Source organism: Sorangium sp. So ce1335 (assembly GCF_051521615.1).
Lineage (GTDB): Bacteria > Myxococcota_A > Polyangia > Polyangiales > Polyangiaceae > Sorangium.
Genome location: NZ_CP150363.1, coordinates 10,344,278 through 10,363,806, shown reverse-complemented (window position 1 = coordinate 10,363,806; position 19,529 = coordinate 10,344,278). Strand labels below are relative to the sequence as shown.

The window sequence follows — 19,529 nt, the reverse complement described above, 5'->3', positions numbered from 1 at the left end:
GGATGACGGCCTGCCTCCGACAGGACCGAACTCGGTCGCGTACACTGGCTGCTCGATGGCCAACAACATCGGCACCGGTTACAAGCGCGTCGGCGGCAAGATCATGTGGAACGCGGACAGCTATCAAACCGGCGCCATGGTGGTCCAGAACTGGACGAACCCCAATAGCTCTTCCTGGCAGCTCTTCGACCGGAAGATGGAGTCGATCGGCGGGAAAGACGTCGTCAAGGCCATCATGGTCCAGATCTGCATCCTGTCCCAGAGGGCGACCGATCAAGAGCTCCGTGACATGGTCAATGCGGCGCGCCAGCACGTGAACCCGGGCACGCATATCTACATCGTGGGGCAGCCGGTCTACAATCAAGGGCACGAGTGCTTCATCGCGGGGAACGGCGGCGCCGCCTGGACCGACATGAAGGCGCAAGAGCTGGCCAACGACCCGACCATCAACGAGAACATGAGCTACCTCGGGAAGTTCATCCTCAACAACGACGCGGGCGAGGTCAGCGACGGCTGCCACGCCAGCAGCCCGAAGGGCGAGGACGTGCTGGGAGAGCAGGCGAAGGCGTTCTTCGGTGGCTGATCGGAGCGCGGGCCCAACGAGCCCGAGCTGCGATGTCGGGACCGTCGGCATCGCATGCCTCGGGCTGCTGCTCTCGGCAGGTTGCACCTGCGGAAGCGAGGAAAGGACCGCGGCGGGCGGGACGATCGCGGACGACCGAGGCAGCGGCCACGCGGGCACCTGGACTGGAACGGCGCCAAGCTGCGCCGGGCTGCCGGCGACCTGCGGGCCATCGGGGGACGAGGACTGCTGCAAGAGCTTGCTGGTCCCCGGCGGGACGTTCGCTCGAAGCTACGACGGCGTGGACTATCTGGACCGGAGCTACCCGGCGACGGTGAGCGACTTCTACCTCGACAGGTACGAGATCACGGTCGGTCGGTTCCGGGCGTTCGTGGACGCAGGCATGGGCACGCAGGCCAGCCCGCCTGGGGACGGCGCGGGCGCACACCCGAAGATCCCAGGCTCTGGCTGGAGCTCAGCGTGGAACACCAGGTTGCCCCCGGACACGGCTGCGCTAAGGAGCGCCCTGAAGTGCTTTGTTCATCAGAGCTGGACGGACACGGCAGGGAGCAACGAGAACAAGCCGATCAACTGCCTGGACTGGTACACGGCGTTCGCGTTCTGCGCGTGGGACGGGGGGCGGCTGGTGACAGAGGCGGAGTGGAACTACGCGGCCTCCGGGGGCAGCGAACACAGGTACTATCCGTGGTCGAAGCCGGCCACCTCCACGACGATCGATGACAGTCACGCGGTCTACTGCGGCGGCACCTGCAGCCTGCAGGACGTCGGATCGAGGTCGCCACGAGGCGACGGGAAGTGGGGTCAGGCCGACCTGGGCGGGAACGCATGGGAATGGACGTTGGACTGGGACCCGGTCCAGTACCCGATGCCATGCCATGACTGTGCCGCTGTGACAGCAGGCTCCTACCGGGCTTTCCGGAGCGGCAGCAACGACGATCTCGCCCCGACCCTGCGGTCAGCCACGCGCCACGTCTACTACCCCGAGCACCGAGGCAACATCGGGGCGCGTTGCGCCAGATGACGCGCGAAGCCAATCGGCGAAGAGCTCGACGGCCTGATTGCCGAGGATCCGCTGTGATCTTGCCGCTTCCGCTTCAGTGGCGCTCCGTGGCGCGTGCGGCGACGGGTCCGCGCCGGCGAGCTCGCGCCCGCGCCGGACCCGCCGGTCGAGCTCGATAGCGCTCACGTCGTGCTCCGACTGACAGCGGGAGCGCGCCGCCCGTGACCAGGGCCGTCACCCTGCGCGCACGAAGCGCCAGGCGTCGAGGAGGGTCTCGGACGGACGGTCTTCGATGGCGTCCGCGTGGGCCACGAGGAGACGCTTCAACGGGAGCGCCGCCATGCGATCGATCGATCGCGCCGCAGCGTCGTTCGGCCTGGTCTTGGCCCGTACGTCCGGCGGCGTTCGGACTTTGCCATAACGACCCGTGAGCCGCCCGGCCCAGCGCCAGCTCCAATGGTCCCGCGCGCACGCGCTGATCACGACGTCCGCGCCGATGAGCGAGCCCGTCGGACGATGGAACAGCACCGTCTCGTCCAGAAAGGGACAGCCGTCGAGCGGGATCGCGTCGAGCTCCGTCACCGCGCCGAGGAACGCGTCGTCCCGCAGCCCCGTGTGGAGCTGGAGCTGCGGGTTGCGCGCTGTGGCCGAGGGCGGGCCGACCACCTTCGCCGACGCGAAGCGCGCCGCGGTGGCGGGCGCCCCGAGGTGATGGAAGCAGTTGGGCACGACGATCCAGCGAAGCTCGCCCAGCGCGCGGAGCGCTGCGCAGAATGCCTCCGTTGGCTCGGGCGGGCTGTGCACGAGGAGCCCGCCGTCTTCGAGTCGGAGCACCGTGCTCCGCGCGCGCAGACGAACCCCGCCGAACCACACCGGCCGCTCGCTCACCCAGATAGCGTCCGGGACGACGACTGACAGCTCGCTTGTATCCATTCAGACCCCCGCGGAGGCCGTGCGTGCTGCCACGGCTGTCAGGGCCCTGACGATAAGGGCCGGTCGACGACCGGTCAACGGTGTGGATGATCCCGGCAATCCGCGGGAATTCCGACGCTCACCACCAGCCGATGTCCTGGATGACGGTGCCGACGTCGCCGTGCCGCACGAACGCGCGGTTCTGCCGGAGCTCGTACGATTTCGGCGAGCCGTCGACGATGTCCTGCTCGAAATGGTGGCACTCGAGCTTGTGGACGCCCTCGCCGTGCATCAAGGCGCCCTTCAGCTTGACGTACGTGTTGTTGTGGCGCATCCGGAGCACGCTGATCGCCTCGTTGCTGGCATCGATGAGCAGTTCGAGGTGAACGGATTTCACTTCCTTCGGGTGGGACGCGTCGAACGCGAGATTGACGGCGATGCCGGCGTCGAGCAACGCCTCGACATCGGATCTGGAGAACGTCTCGTACACGGTGATCTTCGCCATCGCGCGCTCCTTTCAAGAGGTGTACCCGGGCCGTGCCACGCACGGCGGGACGAGCAGGGGATCCCCGGCGCAGCGCGTCCGGAGAAACGGTCCGGAGGGCTCGACGGCATACCCCCCATGAGGCCTCGCTACTGCAACGCTCCTCGGGATGCAAGCGACCGGCACATGTCGTTCGGATGCGCGCTCGGTTACATGTGGTTGCGTCCTCAGGCGTAGAGACATGAATCATCGGTTCATCGGTCTATCCGGTTCACCGATGCGTTGGTTGATCCGTTGCCGGTGACCGATTACCGATTCATCGTAAGGCCGTTGGAAGGGGCCCGGCGGTTGAGTCCACGTGGAAAAAACCTAGGAATTGCGGGTTTGCAGTTCTGATATCGTGCTCTCAGAGAGTTGGATGATGGATTCTACAATGAGCTGCACGCACCGCCGGCGAGTTTGTTCAACGCTTGGTGAGTTTCGGTCCAATATATACGATGTAGAGCGGACGGTCGTGTCGTATGGGATAGGTGAAGTGCATACGCATCTGCCCGATCTTTACCTTTCCATGCCATGTGCAGGAAATACTTGAGCCCGATCTCTCGGGATCTGGGAATGTTAGCTCGCTGCGGAAGTCACTTTTTTCGGTGTCCGAGGAATCAGTGAACCAGGCCTTTTCACCGACAAAGTGGTTTTGATACAACTCCATGCCTGCTTGCGTGAGGCTTCCGTCTTCATTGAAGCTTCCCTGGAGCGTGTCGAGTGTAGACAGAAGTACTTGGAGCCGTTGCGCGGCACCTGGAATGAAAGGATGCCCATCAAGCCATCGAATGACATCCGGTGTGAGCCTGAGCCGTGGGCACTCCTCACGTGCCCATTGGATGAGCGCTTCCCATGAGTTCAACGGAGCTCGGGTGTCACGCAGGTGCTGCTCCAATGCCGGGAGCACCCAGCAATTGTGGAGCCGGACGGTCTGTCGCACCTCTGCGTCGTGTACGCGATCGACCGCGATCGGCGTATACGTCCAATCCGACGGGTCGATGCTGATGACGGCACGAGGCAGTCCGCGGAACGCGGCCATCGCTGCTTCTCCGAGGCCTGTCTCCGTCACAATGCTGCCCTTCACCTCGAACCAGTCATCCGGGCCATGAATCGGGTCGTCATCCCAAAAAGGACCCTGCTGAGCCAGCCAGGTGACGACCACATTCGAGAGGTTCTTGTCGCCTGCCGCCGCCAATGCTTGACGTACGGTAGTTCCCGGACCGATGAACGCATCGAGCAGCTTGCGCGGGCAACGCATGATGCGACCGCTCTGCACGATGCGCTGACGCATGGCGAGTAGGCGCTTCAGCGAATCGATGAATGACGACCTTGTTGAGAACTGTGCATGGATGGAACAGTCGTTTATGACAAATTCTGTCACGGTCCGAATCCAGCGAAGTAGTTCATGTCCTTCTCGAATTGATCGAAGAAGCCTTGAGGCCAGTGATCGATGTTGCCCTCTCGATCCATGCTCGGGGAGATTACCTGTGCCTCGCCCTGCGCTTCCGCGGCGGATCGAGGCTGGAAGAAATGAATCGCCACGTTCTCCGGAGGAAGCAGCGAGGTTCTAACTGCGCGGCGGACGCCATTGAGGACATGATCGGAGTGCGTCTCGACGATCACCTGGATGCCGGCACTGGCTATCATTGATAGGAATAGGCCTATCTTTGCTTGACCCATCGGATGCAGGTGGACCTCAGGGTTCTCCACAAGAATGATATCGCCCCTTCGCGCATGTAGGCAAGCCACGAGGATGGGCAGCACGTGCGTGATCCCGAAGCCGACGTGCTGAGGGCGGTGATGATCGGTATCCGGACTTGTTCGGATGCCGAGGGTAACGAGGTTGGCTCTGGGCACGCGCTGTACCTCGAATGAGACGCCTGGGAAGAAGTCGGCAAGCCATGCCTGAGTCTGTTTGTAGAGCGTAGGCGCCGGTTCTCTCTTGCAGCGCAGGTGCTCTGGAACCTCGTAATCCTCATGCCAGTAGAGTTTCCCGGGCGCCCGGTCGCCTTGAGGGCCGACGGTGCGATGTCGGGGAAGATCATAAAGAGGATAGGTTTCTCGAGGCCCGGTTCTCTCTGCGCAAATATATGTCAATCCCTCGAGGAGCGAGGCGACCGCGGCGCGCGCCATGGAGGGATGCGGCGGCAGCAGGCTCGCCGGATTATGCTCGGCGCGGAAGACTTCCCTGGGCCCTTCCGTGAGTACCAGCCGTGACAGCGGGACAGAAATGTCTTGCCGATCGGCCGAGCTACTCTCAAACGTCCAGGTGCAGCCGAAATCCACGCCCGACAGGCCGATAGAGAATTGCCGCCGCCCATTCACCTTGTCGACTACGTCACCGAGCGTACCCAACGACAAGATGGATCCGTCGAGCAAGAGGCTCGAGCCCCAGTTCGTGTCGATGGCGGTCTGGTGAAGTAGCGTGAGTGTCTGGATGACCGTGGATTTCCCTGATGCGTTGAGCCCTGTGAGCAAGGTAAAGTGCTGGAGAGGTAGCCTGAGTGCTCGGAAGCACTTAAATAGGTCCAGCTGGAGGCTAGTGAGCATCAAACACCTCTACGAGCAGTTTCTCAGCGGCTCTGAATCGCCCTTCGACCTGTCTGCGACCGTTCGTTCCGTATGTGATATCGCGAACGAACTCTTCCTGTTTCATCAGAAGGAAGAAACCGTCCCGGATCTGTTCCTTGTGACTGTCGACCAAGGTGTGCTCATAGCGCGCGAGGCCTGTCGAGAAGACGTCGAATAGCGACATGTTGAACGTTGACCGTGTCTCTCTGTCGCGATCGTGCTTCCGAAACGCGTGTTTTCCGAAGACGAGCAAGTTGTTGCTCATGCTCTGGAGGAATGCCGCCTTCAATGCATCGATCCCCGCTTCGGGCATCTTGTTGATCTCGGCGAGCGCGTCGCCGAGGAACTGGTCCATGTCGTCGCCGTAGCTGAAGGAGCCGAGCAGATGAAATGCGCAGAATCGGTTGACAGCCTCCCGGTCACGCATCGTCTTGCTATCGAGGCTGCCCCCGGTAGCCTGCACAAACAGTGGATCATGGGCCAGCTCCTTGAGCGCCCTCGTCGCTTTCCCCTGGTAGAGGGCGTTGCGCATCTGCTGCCGCGTGAGCGGCACACCACCGTTCACGCGTTCGAAGATGTCGAGTCGTGCGCGATCTGGAACCTTCGAGTCAATCAGGTAGAGCGTGAGCTGAGTGTCCTCGATTCGGTTTTGGAGCTTTGCCGGGAGATCGCTAAACTTCTTGTTCTTGAGATCCGGATTCTGGAGCTTGAGCTTGAGCTTGTCTGTGAGGAATTTCTGGAAAGTGGTCAGCCGCTGAAGCCCGTCTACGACCACGAGCTTGCCGTCTGGATTCTCGGCAAGATAGAAGACTGGCAACGGGATCCGCATCAGCACGGACTCGATTAGCCGGCTCTGGCGCTCGTCGTTCCATACGAAGTCGCGCTGGAAGTCGGGGTCCATGATATAGAAACCCTTGCCGATACGTCGGGTCACGACCTCGTGGATCGTCCGTGTTTCCGTTCGGATCGTCAGGCTGTCGAGCGGATAGTCTCCCAAGTCGCTGGGCTGCTCGTAGCCTTCGGGGTCCTTCACGTCGCCCTGCTCCTTCATTGGCATCGCTCCTGACATCGCTCGGTTCCGCGTTCCGCACCCAGAGGCTAGTACAGCGCGTTCCGGATGCACAGGCGCATCGAGGGGGCCCCCGCCGTGGATCTTGGACGCGTTGCCGCTGCCTGGCGAGAAGCTGGAGCGCAGCCGCGTGTCAGCCAGTTAGCGGTCATCTGCTCGCGGTGCGCTCGGACCGGCCGCTCGGACCGCGAGCAAGCCTTGGTCGTCGCCCGGCTACGCAGGTCGGCGCGGTCCTGGATCGCGGCAAGAGGGTGGGTCCGCGAAAACCGCACGCGATCGCGAACTTGGGCGTGCTGTGCGGGCTCCGCGATCTGCCTCCGCAGGCGAGGCCGTTTCGCGACCGGCAGGAGGAGGGCAGCGAGCTCATCGAGCGCGAACGGCCCGCGGTCAAACCGACGTGGGACCCGCAGGTCGGCCGATCGGCGCCGCTGCCATCCCTCCGCGGCCCTGCCTCCGCGGTGATGATCACGCCCTACCATCCCCCGCCGTCACCTGAGCCGCTCCAGCTCGCCCTTCACGGCCGCGAGGCGCGCCTCGCGCTGCGCCTCGAGCTGCTCCACGCGGCGGCGGGCGCCGGAGAGCTCGTCCTCGAGCGCGAGGATGCGGACGACCAGCGGGTTCGCGCCGGCCGGCGAGCCGCTCTTGTCGCCGAGCGCCTCGAGGTGCTCGCGCAGCCGCGCGAGGTCCTTCTCGATCCGGTCGATGCTCGCCCGCTCGGCCGCCGCGTCGCGGTCGGTCTTCTCCACCTCCTCGAATAGCCTCGCCGCGGCGCCCAGCGTCGCGCGGCCCTCGGCGGGCAGCGCGGCGACGTCGGCCTTCTCCCGCAGCGCGCGCGCCGAGAGCGACCGCACGTCATACGAGCGCTGGAGAGCCTCGTCGATCGTCACCTCGCGCGCCAGCTTGCTCCGCGGCCCGACCCGCAGGACGCCGAGCGGCCTGTCGCTCGCCTCGTCGAAGTCCACCGCGTCGAAGCCGCGGGTGCTCGCGTTCTTGACGATGTCGAGCGCCACGTGGACGCGCCGCTCCTCGCCGCCGCGGTTCTCGACCGCGTACGTGCGCCGGTGCTTGCGGACGAAGTGCTCGGTGAGCCGCCCGCCCTCGAAGACGAGCCGCTGCGTCGCGTTGTCCGGGGGCCGCGCCGTCGTCCGGAGCTCGACGTCGAGATCGACGCCGAACAGGAGGAAGGCGCGCTCGCCCGGCTTGAGCCGCGGCAGCCCCGTCTCGCCCGCGAAGCCGCTCGCCTCGTAGACGGCGATGGGCCCCGCGGGCAGCGTCTGGGCGGTCGTGTTCGCGAGGCGCGCCCCGCTGCGGCCCCGCGCCTCGTCGCCCTCGAACCACGTGAGCCGCCGGGCCTCGACGTCCCGCTGCGTGAACGGGACGAGCGCCGAGCCGTGGGCGCGCAGGTGGAGCCCCTCGGCCAGCCGGTACGTGAACTGCGCGCCGTTCTCGACGCCCGCCGCCTGCGCGACCTCGGCGAGGTTGCCGATGCGGAGCGCGTCGCTCTCCGCGGCGGTCCCGTCGGGGATGGCCACCCCGGCGGACATCCTCGGACCCCTGGTGCGGTGGCTGCTCGCGAGCCTGCCGGAGCCGCTGCCGAAGCCCATGGAGGTGGTCGAGCCGTCGGCGTTGTCGCCCCAGATCTGGTCGGGGGTCCTGTCGGCGAGCTGCGGGACGGTCGAGAGGCTCTCGTCCGGATGGGCGAGCTCCCGGCGCGCGTAGCGCGGGGCGCTCAGCGGGAACAGGAACGAGTCGGGCCGGCCGTTGACGAGCTCCACGCGGACGCCCGCCCAGGGCTCGTCGGTGTCGTTGTGGACGAGCGCCCAGCGCTGCAGCCGCGCGTGTCCGCCACCGAGGAGCAGCCGGTACGTCGAGCGCCACACCGGCGTCTCCGCGATGTACCCGAGGCGCACCGGCGCCGCGCTCTCCGCGAGGACGCGCAGGCTCCGGCGGATCTGCGCCGCGCGCCCCGACAGCGCGCCGACCGCGGCGCCGAGCCGGCCCGCGACGATCGGGTCGACGGGGCGCACCTCGTCGACGCGCGAGGCGCGGAGGCGCCGGATCGCGCCGCCCCGCTGGATCAGGGTGAGGTAAAGGTCGCCCTCGGTGTCCGGCGCGACGGCGTCGCGCTCGTCCGAGGCGGCCTTGCCCGAGGAGGCCTTCCCGCCGCCAGGGGCGGCCGCCGCCGGCGCCGGCGGCGAGAGCTGGCTCGGCGGGGCGTCGGTCACCTCGGCGAGCTGGCCTGTCCACGCCGCGGCGCCGGCGGTGATCTCGACCTCGATGCCGCGCAGGCTCTCCAGCACGTCCCGGTACGTCACCGGCGTGTCCGACTCGAGCGGCAGCGCGGCGAGCGAGCGGCTCAGGCCGCCGCTCAGCACGCTGTCGAACTCGATGCCTCTCACCTGCGCTGTTCCGCTGGAGAGCACGATCAACGTCTTGAGCGCGTCATCGACGTGAGAGGCCGGCACGGGCAGTGAATCGGTGCTCGGCGAGATGTCCCCGCTGCGCTCGAAATAGCCGACGCCGGTCTCGTAGAGGCGCACTTTCTTCAAGGGGAGCGCCGACGCCGCGGCTGGCGGCGCCGCGGGGGGCAGGCGACACCCGGCGCTCAGGACAAGGAGGCTCAGCGCGACGGCTCGACGGCAGGCGAGCGCCCGTTGGGAAAGCATGGGTGTCACGACACCGCGGCTTCCTCCAGGTTCCCGGGCGCCGCGCGCCGCCCGTGCTAGGGTCCGGCGCCGTGGCCGGCGGCCGACGTCGCGCGGATGCGCTGGCCCGCCCGGTCCTCACCCGATGACGTTCGTCCCGCTGCAACCGCCCGATCTGCCCCCCATCCGCGCGCGGGGGACGCCGCGCTGCCGCGGCTGCGGCTTGCCGCAGGCGATGTGCCTCTGCGGCGCGCTGCCCCGGCTCCCGGTGCGCACGCGCGTCGTGCTGCTGACCCACCGGATCGAGCGCACCCGGAGCACCAACACGGGCCGGCTCGTCGCGCGCCTCCTCGAGGGCGCGGAGGTGCGCGTGCGCGGCGAGATCGCGCCGCGGCCGCGCCCGCCCTTGCCGGAGGGGCGCCGGCTCATGCTGTTTCCGTCGCCGGGCGCGCGCCCGCTCTCGCCCGACGACGCGCGCGGCGAGCCGGTGGTGCTGCTGGTCCCCGACGGCAACTGGAACCAGGCGCGCCGGGCTTTCCACCGCGATCCCGACGCGCGGGGCGCCGAGCCGGTCACCCTGCCGGACGGGGCGCCGAGCCGCTATGGCCTGCGCCGCGCGCCGCACGAGGGCGCGCTGTCGACGCTGGAGGCCGTCGCGCGCGCGCTCGGGCTGCTGGAGGGCGCGGCGATCGAGCGGCAAATGATGGAGGCGTTCGACGTGTGGGTGCACCGCGCCACGTGCGTGCGGCTCACCGGCAAGCTGAAGGAGCGGGAGGAGGGCGGCGGCGAGGAGGACGACGACGAGGCCGTCCCGGGCCGAGATCTTCACGGTCCTGGGAGCCCGTGAACGTCTGAAGCGCCGGTCACCGGAAGTTCTGCACCGCCCAGACGCTGCCATCCGGGAAGGTGTGGAATCCGCAAGCCACCTGCGTGAACTCGGGGTTGCTCATGTTGAGGTAATGGCCGTGCTGGTTGAAGTCCTCGCCGGGCCCCTCGTCCCACATGAGCTGCAGGCACGGGACGATCATCGATCCGGCGGGGCCGGGCCATCCGGGGCATTCGTTCTGAGCCCTCTCCTTGCAAGCGCCGAACGCGCCGTGCGGCGTGTTGGTGTTCCCGTCGGACTCGCACTCTTCATCGGAGCACGCCTCCGCCTCGGTCCAGCGCCCGAGGGGCGGCAATCCGAGCGTGGCGCGGTGCTGGTTGATCGTATCGACGCAGAGCTGCGCCGCGCTCGTCGCGCCGTCGCTGCCGCCGGCGCCGCCGGTCGGTGAGCCGCCGGCGCCGTCGCTGCCGCCGGCGCCGCCGGTCGGTGAGCCGCCGGCGCCGTCGCTGCCGCCGGCGCCGCCGGTCGGTGAGCCGCCGGCGCCGTCGCTGCCGCCGGCGCCGCCGGGACCTGAGGGGGCGGCGCCGGAGCCGTCGCTGCCGCCGGCGCCCCCGGTCGGTGAGCCGCCGGTGCTCCCGGAGCTCACGGTCGTCGAGGTGTTGCTGCCGCCGGCGGCCGGGCTGCCGGAGCCGTCGCTGCCCCCGGTGCCCGCGGCGGCCGAGCCGCCGCTGCCGGCGCTCGGTCCGCTGCCGGGCGCGCCGCTGAAGCTCCCGTCGCCGTCGCCGCTCGACGCCCCGCTGCTCTCGCTCTCGCCCCACGCGTCACCCAGCTCGCCCATGCAGCCAGACAGCATGGACGTGATGATTGTTGCGGTGAGCACAAGGGCTCGTGAGTGAATCCAAGAGTCAAGCATGGACCGAGTCTACGGCGTTCCTGATGCACGCTCAACATCGGCTGATCTCGCTGCATATTTGCATGCTTGATCGGTTCGACCGCGGCTTCTGGGCTTGTGATGTTGCTGTGCGAAGAGAAGCGTATGTGTCGCACAGAGGGGTGTTGGTCGGCGTTTGTTCCGATCGCGCGAGACAAGTTTGAAGAGAAGAAAACCAGCAAGGTGAAATGCGCCAAGAGCGCCAGGCGCGACAGAGAGCCCCGCGGGCAGCCGGCCCCCCGTGCCTCGACGCCCCCGGGGCCTCACCCCGTCCGTCTACGGCTGCTGCGCGCCGCGCCGCCGCTGGATGTAGACGATCACCGCGCCGGCGAGGGCGTTGGCGACCATGAGGAGGTTCGTCGCCACGAAGACCCAGTTCTCGACGAGCCAGCTATAGACGACGAACCCGACAGAGGCCGCGAGCTGACCGATGAAGAGCCATTTCGAGACGCCCTCGCTCGTCTTGCTCTTCCACTGCTTGTAGACCTGCTTCCCGACCGTCAGGACGAGGATGAAGGAGCTGAGCCAGCCGACTGCTTCTACCATGATCGACCGCCGAACCGCCGCTCGCGCGCCCCGGGCCTGCGCGCTCCCGGCGGCGCGCCGCGTGCCGTGACGAACGCGAAGACGACCACAAAAGAGAGCCACGGGGGCGACGAGGGCACGGAGCGTCCGCTGCGTCCGTGCCCTCGCCGCCCCCGTGGCTCATCCACCGCCATCGCGCTCCGCCCGCTCCGCGCGCCGGGCCTCGTCAGGCCGGGTTCGCCCCGTTCGTGTGTCGCGCGTGGCTCGCCTTGTCCGCGGACGTCTTCTTGTAGCCGGCCGGGAGGAGCGCCTCGTGGCCCTCGGCCAGCCGCTGCTCGAACTCCGCCTTCAGCTCCTTGCCGAGCTCGGACAGGCGCTTCTCGTCGATGGCCTCCTCAACCTTCGGGAAGAGCTCCTCTTCCTCCTCCTCGACGTGGTGCTGGATGAGCTCCTTCAGCGTCGTCACCCGCGCCTTGAACGAGATGTCCTCCGGGTCGGTGGCGAGCAGCCGCTTCAGGGCGAGCTCGGCGATGGCGTGCTCCTCGTAACTCTCGAGGATCAGATCCTCCTTGATCTGCCGCACCGCGGGATAGAAGCTCTCCTGCTCGATCGCCATGTGGGCGGCGAGCTCGTTCGCGAGCTCCGCGAGCAGCGGCGCCGGCTCCGACTTGCCGCTCTCGAGCTGCTTGAAGAGGGACTCCACCTTGCGGTGCTGCTTCTCGAGCAATGAGGTCGCTTTCATCGTTCTGCCTCCAACGTGCGAGCCGCGCCTCGGCACGGCCGGGGTCCTTCGTATTTCATCGCCGACCGCGGAGCACCTCGTGCGCACACGCTCCGGCCAGCTCTCCAGTCTCCAGGCGCGCCGGGCCCGGAGACGAGCGCCCTCGCTCGCCCCCGGGCCCGGACGGCCTGAGCGATCTCGATCGTCGCGCCGCGTGGCGGCCGCGCCGGCTCTGGGGGGCCGGCGCTCGCCCGGCGCTAGTCCGTCTTGTCCTCGATCTTGTCGCCCGCCTCCTCGGCCGCGTCGCCCGTCGACTCGGCAGCGTCCTTCGCCTCGTCCTTGACGTCGCGCGCAGCGTCGTCCACGGCCTCGCCGGCGTTCTCGGCCGGACCCTCCGGCTGAGGTTTGCTGCCACCACAACCGATGACCATGCCGCCCACGAGCAGCGACAGAACCAATGTTCTCACGGTACCATCTCCTCCCGTCCGCCCGGTGGCGATGACCCCGGGCACGTTCTTCGTCACTCAACGACTCTTCACTTCAGCGTCCTCGTCGTCGTTCACGTCCACGTCCAGCAACGCCCGGGCCAAAGGCAGCTCCATGAGCCCGCGTGCCCTCCTCGCCGTCGCTTCCCCGCTCCGGATCGCGCACTCTCTGAGACATATCGCCTCGACCGTGGCGTCCTGCGACGCGCAACGGCCGCCCGCTCGCGCTGCGCGCTTCCGCTGCACGGATGTCCTCCGGGCGGCGCCGCAATGCGGTCGCATTCGCTTGGCCTCGGTGCGGATCGGAGCAAGAATCCGCCCAGGAACAGCGACATGATTCACGACATCGCCCGGGCGCTCAGCGCGATCTTCACAGGCGAGCGAGCCTGCCTGCTGCACGCCGTCGTCCCGGCGCATGTCCATGGCCACACGCTCGCGCTGCTGCGGGCCCTCGGCGAGGCAGGGCCTGCGCCCCGGACGGTGTGGGTCCTGGCCGACCCCGTCTACGGGCCCAGCCGCGGCTGGGCGGCCCGCGAGCGGTCGCTGGCCCGCGAGCTCGGTCCCCCGGAGGCGCCTTCACCGGGGACGGCCGAGCCCGGCCCCCTGGATGATCCGCTGAGCGCGTTCGCGCGCGCCCTCGCGGCGCACCTCGCTGCCCGCGCGCCGGGCGCGGGCGCCGTCGTGGTGCTCGCGCCGCAGCACGTCGATGATCCGCCGGCGTACGCGCGCGACATCCTCTGGCTCACGCAGCGGCCCGAGCTCTCGCCCGTGCGCTGGGTCGTCGTGGACGCGGTTCACTCGAGCGTCGGCGACCTGCCGGCGCGCGTCGGCGAGGGCGCGTCCCGCGTCCTGTGGCCGGAGGCCGACAGCGCGGCCCTCGTCGAGATGGAGCGCGCGATCACCGATCTCTCGGCCCGCGGGCAGCGCCTCCCGGCCGACCTGGAGGTGCGCATCGCGCCCGGCTCGCCCCTCCGCACCCCCGAGCTCCTCCCGCTGCGGCGCCTCCTGCACGAGGCGGACAGGTGCTTTCACGCGGGGCGGCACGCCGAGGCGGCGCAGCTCCAGGAGCAGGCCGAGGAGACGCTCGTGAGCCGCGGGCTGGGGGAGGAGGCCGTCCACGTGGGCATGCAGCGCGCGCGCTCGCTCATCGCGGCGGGGGTGGTGGACGAGGGGCATCGGGTGTTCGTCGCGGCGCTGAAGGAGGCCGAGCGGCGCGGCCTCCTCGGGATCATCCCCGAGGCCTATGCCTCGCTCGGCAGCCTCCACAGCAAGCAGCGCCGGTTCCTCGACGCGACGGAGGCGTACGCGCGCGCCGGCGAGCTCGCGGACCGCCGCGGCAGCCGCGAGTTCGCGGCGGACATGCACCGCTGCGCCGGGCACGCGGCGCTCAACGCCGACATGCCGGACGCCGCCGCGCGGGCGTGGCGGCGGGCCTTCGAGCTGCTCGGCTCGGTGGCCCCGACCGTCGGCGCGCTGGAGAAGCCGCAGCAGATCGTCATCCTCGGGCTCGCCCTCGCGGACATCTTCGAGACGCACGGCAACCTCCCCGCCGCCCGCGGGCTGAGGGGGCACGCCGAGGCGATCGAGACGCGCCATCCGCGGCGCGCCGAGACGTGGAGCTGAGGCGCCCGGCTCACGGCACCTGACTCACGGCACCTGACACGATGCGCCGAGCACCCCGGAGGAAGACCCGTGCCAAGAAGGACTTCCCGGTGGCCGAGATCCGTCGGTTCCTCGAGCCCGGCCCGATCGTCCTCGTCAGCTCGGCGTGGCGGCGCGAGACGAACATCATGACCATGGGCTGGCACACGGTGATGGAGTTCACGCCGTCGCTCGTCGGGTGTGTCATCAGCAGCGGGAATCACAGCTTCGAGATGATTCGCCGGAGCAAGGAGTGCGTGATCAACATCCCGACGGTGGATCTCGCCGAGATCGTGGTGCGCATCGGCAACAGCTCGGGCCGAGACACGGACAAGTTCTCCGCCTTCGGGCTCACGCCCGTCCCTGCCGCGGCGGTCGGGGCGCCGCTCATCGCCGAGTGCCACGCGAACCTCGAGTGTCGGCTCGCGGACGCTCGCCTCGTGGAGCGTTACAATTTCTTCGTCTTCGAGGTGGTCAAGGCGCACGCGGCGACGACGCCGCGCTATCCGCGGACGATCCATTACCGCGGTGATGGCGTCTTCATGCTCTCCGGGTCGAACACGAGCCGCTATCGCCGGCTCTTCCGTCCCGGGATGCTGTGACGGAGCGACGACGAGCCGGCACGGTCACGACGGCATGAAGATGAGCGAGCGCGATAGGCTCGAGACCCAATCCATTCTCGCGCGCCGGAACGGGAGGTGAGCCGGCGCGCGCGGCCCGCCGCCCGTCGTGCAATCTCGCGACGATCTCGATAGGCTGCGCCGCCCCCATGACCTCCGCGGCCATCCTCGCGCTCGTCATCCTCGGGCTCACGATCGTCCTCTTCGTGAGCGATCGCCTGCGGCTCGACGTCGTGGCGATGCTGTCGTTGCTCGCCCTCACGATCTCCGGCGTGACGACGGTCCCGGAGGCGCTCGCCGGGTTCTCGAACCCGGCGGTGCTCATGATCGCCGGCCTGTTCGTCGTCGGCGCAGCGCTGACCGACACCGGCGTCGCCGACTGGCTGGGCCAGCGCCTCGAGCGCTTCGCCGGCGGCGGGGAGGCCAGGGTGACCGCGGCGGTGATGGGGGTGACCGCGCTCGTGTCCGCCTTCATGAGCTCCACCGGCACCGTGGCGATCCTCCTGCCGGTGGTCGGGACGCTCGCGCTCCGCCGCGGGATCGCGCCGGCGCGGCTCTTCATGCCCGTCGCGTTCGCGGCCCACCTCGGGAGCAACCTTACGCTCATCAGCACCCCGCCGAACCTGCTCGTCAGCGAGGCGCTCCGCGCGGCCGGCCGCGAGCCGTTCCGCTTCTTCAGCTTCACCCTCCCCGGCCTCGTCGTGCTCGCGGTCGGCGTTTCGTACATGATCTCGCTCGGCCGCCGCGCGCTTCCCAGCAAGGCCGACAGGGCGGACGCGGGCGCGCCGCGCGCCCTCTCGCTCGACGACCTCTCGATGGAATACGGGCTCGGCAGCGCCCTGCGCGCCGCGCGCGTCCCGCCCGGCGCAAGGCTCGCCGGCCTCACGCTCGGCGCGGCGAACGTGCGGGCCGACTTCGGCGTGACCGTGGTCGGCATCGCGCGCCCCGGGCCCCACGGCCTCGAGGCGCAGCGCGTCGTGCCGCAGACGGCGTTCGCCGCCGGCGACGAGCTGCGCCTGCTCGGGAGCGACGAGAAGATCGCGGCGCTCGTCGACAGCTTCGGGCTCGAGGCGCTCCCGGCGCGGCCCATCTTCTCGCTGCCCCCCGAGGAGTCGCTCGCCGAGGTGGTGCTGCCGCGGCGCTCCCGCCTCGCCGGGCAGACCCTGAGGGACGCCAGGTTCCGCGATCGCTACCGCGCGAGCGTGCTCTCGATCCGGCGAGGCGAGGGGTGGCTCCCGGTCTTCCACGCGACGCCCGAGCTGCGCGATCTGAAGCTCCGCGCCGGCGACACGCTCCTCGTGAAGGGGCGGCTCAAGCACCTGAAGAACCTGCGGGACGAGCGGCGCGACCTCGTGCTCGTCGCCGAGCCCGACCCGCAGGGCGACGTCCTCGTCGACCGCGAGCGCGCCGTCGTCGCCGTGGGCATCACCCTGGGCATGCTCGTCTGCATGGCGCTCGGGTGGCTGCCCAACGTCGTCGCCGTGCTGCTCGCCGCGGTCCTCCTCGTGCTCGCGCAGTGCGTGCGCGCCGCGGACGTCTACCGCGCCGTCAACTGGGAGAGCGTCGTGCTCATCGCCGGCATGGTCCCCCTCGCCACCGCGCTCGAGCGCACCGGCGCGATGGGCGCCGCCGTCTCCGCCGTCGAGGGGCTGCTCTCGGGGGCGCGCCCCGCGGTGGTCCTCGGGCTGCTCGTCCTGGCCACGTCGGCGATAGGCATGGTCCTGTCGAACACCGCGACGGCCGTGCTCATGGCCCCCCTCGCGGTCCGCCTGGCCGGGGCGCTCGGCCTCGCGCCGGAGCCGCTGCTCCTCGGGGTCGCGTTCGCGTCCTCCGCGGCGTTCGCCACGCCGATCGCCTCTCCGGTGAACATCCTCGTCATGGGGCCCGGCGGCTATCAGTTCAAGGACTTCACCCGGGTCGGCCTGCCGCTGCAGCTCCTCGTGCTCGCGACCACCGTGATCGTCGTCCCGCTCGTCTGGCCCTTCTGAGCGCCCGCAAACGCGCCTCCGTCGTGGGCGCGCAATCGGACGCGCGCCGACGCGCTGGACGCGTGTGGGACGCGCGCTGGACGCGTGGCTTGCGGATCCCGGAGCGATCAGGTAGCGGAGGATCTACGGTGATCGTCATCGAGGACCTCACGAGCGCCGCGGCGTGCCCGCCGCGCGCGCCGACAGACACGCTCCTCGCCTCGCCGCCGCGGGGCGACGCATGAGGGAGCGGCTCGAGAGCCTGCTCCTCGTCCTGGCCGTCGGCTCCGTCGTCGCCATCGGCGCCAAGCGCATCGGGGTCGCTTACAACGTCGCGCTCGTCCTCATCGGGCTCCTCCTCGTCGTCATCGACGTGTTGCCGAACACGCCGATGGACCCGGACCTCATCCTCATCGCGTTCCTCCCGGTGCTCGTCTTCGAGGGCGCCCTGGCCGCCGACGCGGACAGCCTGCGCGCCGCGAGCCGGCCCATCCTCGCGCTCGCCGTGCCGGGGGTGCTCATCTCGCTGCTCGGCACGGCCGCGGTGGCGACGCTGGTGCTCGATCTCCCGTTCTCTGCGGCGCTCCTCCTCGGCGCGCTGCTCGCCATCACCGACACCGTGAGCGTGCTGCTCGCCTTCCGGAGCGTCCGCGTCCCGCACCGGCTGGCCGCGATCATGGAGGGGGAGAGCCTCTTCAACGACGGCACGGCGCTCGTGCTCGTGATGCTCGCCTCGCGCGTCCTCGCGAGCGGCACGTTCGACGCGGTCGAGACCTTCCGCGCGCTCTCGATGGCGATGCTCGGCGGCGCCGTCCTCGGCGGCGCGTTCGGCTCCCTCGGCGCCGTCCTGCTCCGCCGCACGCCGGACCACCTGACCGCGATCCTCGCCTCGCTCGTGCTCGTGTTCGCCACGGCCCTGCTCACCGAGCGGCTCCACGCCTCGCCCGTCATCGCCGTGGTCGTCGCCGGCGTCGTCGTCGGCAAGGCGGCGCGCCGCCACCTCGAGCCCTCGCGCGTGCTCGCGCTGGAGGGGTTCTGGGAGACGACGGGCTTCTTCCTCAACGTGCTGCTCTTCCTGCTCGTCGGCATGCAGATCCAGGCGGAGATGCTCGTGCGCGAGGCGGCCTCCATCGGCCTCGCGCTCATCGCCCTGCACGCGGGCAGGGCGGTGGCCGTCTACGGCTGCTTCGGCGTCCTCCGCGCCATGACGCGCGAGGTCGTGCCGTTCCGCTGGCAGCACGTGATGCTCGTCGGCAACATCAAGGGCGCGCTCTCGATGGCGGCCGTCCTCAGCCTCCCGAAGGACATGCCGTTCCGCGAGCGGCTGATCACGATCGTCTTCGGCGTGACCTTCGTGACCCTCGTCGTGCAGGCGCTGCCGTTCGCGCGGCTGCTCAAGTTCCTGCAGGTCGCGGCCCCGAGCACCGACGGCGCGCTCGACGCCGCGAAGGCGACGCTCATCGCCGCGCGCCGCGGCCAGGCCGAGCTCGACGACCTGCTCGCCTCGGGCCTCGTGTCCCGCAAGGAGCACGCGGAGCGCCGGGCCGCGTTCCAGCGCCGGGTCATCGCGGCGGAGGCGGCGCTCCAGTCGCCGCAGGGCGAGGTGGAGCGCGATCACATGACCGACCTCGCGCTGCTCTCGGCGCAGAAGGCGGCGGTGCTCGACGCCGCGAGGCGCGGGCTCATCGCCGACGAGACGGCGAACGCCCACGTGGGCGAGATCGATCGCGAGATGATGACGCTGCACGAGCATGAAGGAGGCGGCTGAGATGCGCGTGCTCATCGTGGGCGCCGGGCGCGCAGGGCTGAGCGTGGCGGTCCACCTCGCGAAGACGGGCCACGAGGTGACCATCGTCGATCGCGACGACGCGATCGCCACGAGCGCCTTCGAGCGCCACGGCCTCGTCTCGCTCGTGGGCGACGCGACGGACGCCGGGCTCCTCAAGGAGGCCGAGGTGGGGCGCGCCGACGTCGTCGTGGCCATGCTCCGCCGCGACGCCGACAACCTCGCCGTCGCGCTGCTCGCCCAGGCCGCGGGCGCCAAGCGCGTGATGGTGCGCATGCGCGACCCCGACTACCGCAGCGTGTACGTCCGCGCGGGGGTCCACCGGATCCTCTCCGAGATCGACGTCTTCATCGGCGCGATGGCCACCGCCATCGAGCACCCGGGCGTCCGGCACGCGATGGTGCTCGGCACCGGCGAGTCGGTGGCGTTCGAGCTCGACATCCCCGTCGACTCGATGGTCGCGGGCCGCACCGTGAGCGTCATCGCGGGCAGCTCCGGCTTCCCGGCGTCGTGCGTCTTCGCCGGCGTCTACCGCCCCGACGGCCGCGTCGAGGCGCCGCGCGGCTCCTCCGTCGTCGCGGGGGGCGCCACGGTGCTCCTCGTGGCCGCGCGCGACGAGCTCGCGGAGGTCATCGCGTTCTTCCTCCGGCGCGATCCGGCGAACGGGGGGACCCTCGAACGGAGATGAGCAGATGATCGTCGCTGAACGACGCTGATCGTC

18 protein-coding genes are annotated in these 19,529 nt (G+C 69.4%); 8 read left to right on the top strand and 10 right to left on the bottom strand.

The genetic code is table 11. The features are described from left to right. The first annotated feature begins 55 nt into the window (after positions 1–55). Together WMF24_RS38755 and WMF24_RS38750 are read left to right on the top strand one after the other, a co-directional pair. On the top strand, positions 56–583 hold the full coding sequence (locus WMF24_RS38755; RefSeq protein WP_437732480.1) for a hypothetical protein: 528 nt from the start codon (positions 56–58) through the stop codon (positions 581–583). Next, positions 576–1,604, top strand: a complete 1,029-nt coding sequence (locus tag WMF24_RS38750) for a formylglycine-generating enzyme family protein (RefSeq protein ID WP_437732479.1) — start codon at positions 576–578, stop codon at positions 1,602–1,604. The genes WMF24_RS38755 and WMF24_RS38750 overlap by 8 nt, the downstream gene beginning before the upstream one ends. 213 nt (positions 1,605–1,817) lie before the next feature. On the opposite strand, the gene WMF24_RS38745 is transcribed toward WMF24_RS38750, so the two are convergent. The 6 genes from WMF24_RS38745 to WMF24_RS38720 all read right to left on the bottom strand — a co-directional run bounded on the left by WMF24_RS38745 (position 1,818) and on the right by WMF24_RS38720 (position 9,327). Then, positions 1,818–2,516 carry a DUF4336 domain-containing protein gene (locus WMF24_RS38745; protein ID WP_437732478.1) on the bottom strand — a complete coding sequence of 233 codons (699 nt, stop codon included), beginning with the start codon at positions 2,514–2,516 and terminating at the stop codon, positions 1,818–1,820. A 118-nt stretch (positions 2,517–2,634) separates the two neighbouring features. Continuing rightward, positions 2,635–3,000, bottom strand: coding sequence for a hypothetical protein (locus WMF24_RS38740; RefSeq protein WP_437732477.1), 366 nt, complete (start codon positions 2,998–3,000; stop codon positions 2,635–2,637). Between the two features lie 442 nt (positions 3,001–3,442). Continuing rightward, complete coding sequence (locus WMF24_RS38735; RefSeq protein WP_437732476.1) at positions 3,443–4,402, bottom strand: hypothetical protein; 960 nt, start codon at positions 4,400–4,402, stop codon at positions 3,443–3,445. Next, positions 4,399–5,571, bottom strand: a complete 1,173-nt coding sequence (locus tag WMF24_RS38730) for an AAA family ATPase (RefSeq protein ID WP_437732475.1) — start codon at positions 5,569–5,571, stop codon at positions 4,399–4,401. Before WMF24_RS38730 ends, WMF24_RS38735 begins: the two co-directional genes overlap by 4 nt. After that, a complete protein-coding gene (locus WMF24_RS38725; protein ID WP_437732474.1) occupies positions 5,561–6,643 on the bottom strand; it encodes a DUF262 domain-containing protein in 1,083 nt (360 codons plus the stop codon). Before WMF24_RS38725 ends, WMF24_RS38730 begins: the two co-directional genes overlap by 11 nt. A 506-nt stretch (positions 6,644–7,149) precedes the next feature. Further along, entirely contained in the window at positions 7,150–9,327 is a 2,178-nt protein-coding gene (locus WMF24_RS38720) for a hypothetical protein (RefSeq protein ID WP_437732473.1), read from the bottom strand. A 124-nt stretch (positions 9,328–9,451) separates the two neighbouring features. On the opposite strand from WMF24_RS38720, the gene WMF24_RS38715 reads away from it, so the two are divergent. After that, positions 9,452–10,153: a tRNA-uridine aminocarboxypropyltransferase gene (locus tag WMF24_RS38715; RefSeq protein ID WP_437732472.1), complete on the top strand. Its 702-nt coding sequence runs from the start codon at positions 9,452–9,454 to the stop codon at positions 10,151–10,153. Positions 10,154–10,169: 16 nt separating this feature from the next. On the opposite strand, the gene WMF24_RS38710 is transcribed toward WMF24_RS38715, so the two are convergent. The 4 genes from WMF24_RS38710 to WMF24_RS38695 form a co-directional block, all read right to left on the bottom strand. After that, entirely contained in the window at positions 10,170–10,985 is an 816-nt protein-coding gene (locus tag WMF24_RS38710; protein WP_437732471.1) for a CAP domain-containing protein, read from the bottom strand. A gap of 354 nt (positions 10,986–11,339) precedes the next feature. After that, positions 11,340–11,609 carry a hypothetical protein gene (locus WMF24_RS38705; RefSeq protein WP_437732470.1) on the bottom strand — a complete coding sequence of 90 codons (270 nt, stop codon included), beginning with the start codon at positions 11,607–11,609 and terminating at the stop codon, positions 11,340–11,342. Positions 11,610–11,814: 205 nt separating this feature from the next. Then, complete coding sequence (locus tag WMF24_RS38700) at positions 11,815–12,330, bottom strand: hemerythrin domain-containing protein (protein WP_437732469.1); 516 nt, start codon at positions 12,328–12,330, stop codon at positions 11,815–11,817. A 236-nt stretch (positions 12,331–12,566) separates the two neighbouring features. Further along, positions 12,567–12,776, bottom strand: a complete 210-nt coding sequence (locus tag WMF24_RS38695) for a hypothetical protein (protein ID WP_437732468.1) — start codon at positions 12,774–12,776, stop codon at positions 12,567–12,569. Between the two features lie 351 nt (positions 12,777–13,127). Here WMF24_RS38695 and WMF24_RS38690 point away from each other — a divergent pair, with 351 nt between their 5' ends. The 5 genes from WMF24_RS38690 (at position 13,128) to WMF24_RS38670 (ending at position 19,496) form a co-directional block, all read left to right on the top strand. Further along, entirely contained in the window at positions 13,128–14,417 is a 1,290-nt protein-coding gene (locus tag WMF24_RS38690; RefSeq protein WP_437732467.1) for a hypothetical protein, read from the top strand. A gap of 41 nt (positions 14,418–14,458) precedes the next feature. Then, the gene (locus tag WMF24_RS38685; protein ID WP_437732466.1) at positions 14,459–15,037 is read left to right on the top strand and encodes a flavin reductase family protein; all 579 of its coding nucleotides are present in this window, start codon (positions 14,459–14,461) and stop codon (positions 15,035–15,037) included. A 167-nt stretch (positions 15,038–15,204) separates the two neighbouring features. Further along, positions 15,205–17,043, top strand: a complete 1,839-nt coding sequence (locus tag WMF24_RS38680) for an SLC13 family permease (RefSeq protein WP_437732465.1) — start codon at positions 15,205–15,207, stop codon at positions 17,041–17,043. A 220-nt stretch (positions 17,044–17,263) separates the two neighbouring features. After that, positions 17,264–18,790, top strand: a complete 1,527-nt coding sequence (locus WMF24_RS38675) for a cation:proton antiporter (RefSeq protein WP_437732464.1) — start codon at positions 17,264–17,266, stop codon at positions 18,788–18,790. Then, complete coding sequence (locus WMF24_RS38670) at positions 18,774–19,496, top strand: potassium channel family protein (RefSeq protein WP_437732463.1); 723 nt, start codon at positions 18,774–18,776, stop codon at positions 19,494–19,496. The genes WMF24_RS38675 and WMF24_RS38670 overlap by 17 nt, the downstream gene beginning before the upstream one ends. The last annotated feature ends 33 nt before the right edge of the window (positions 19,497–19,529 follow it).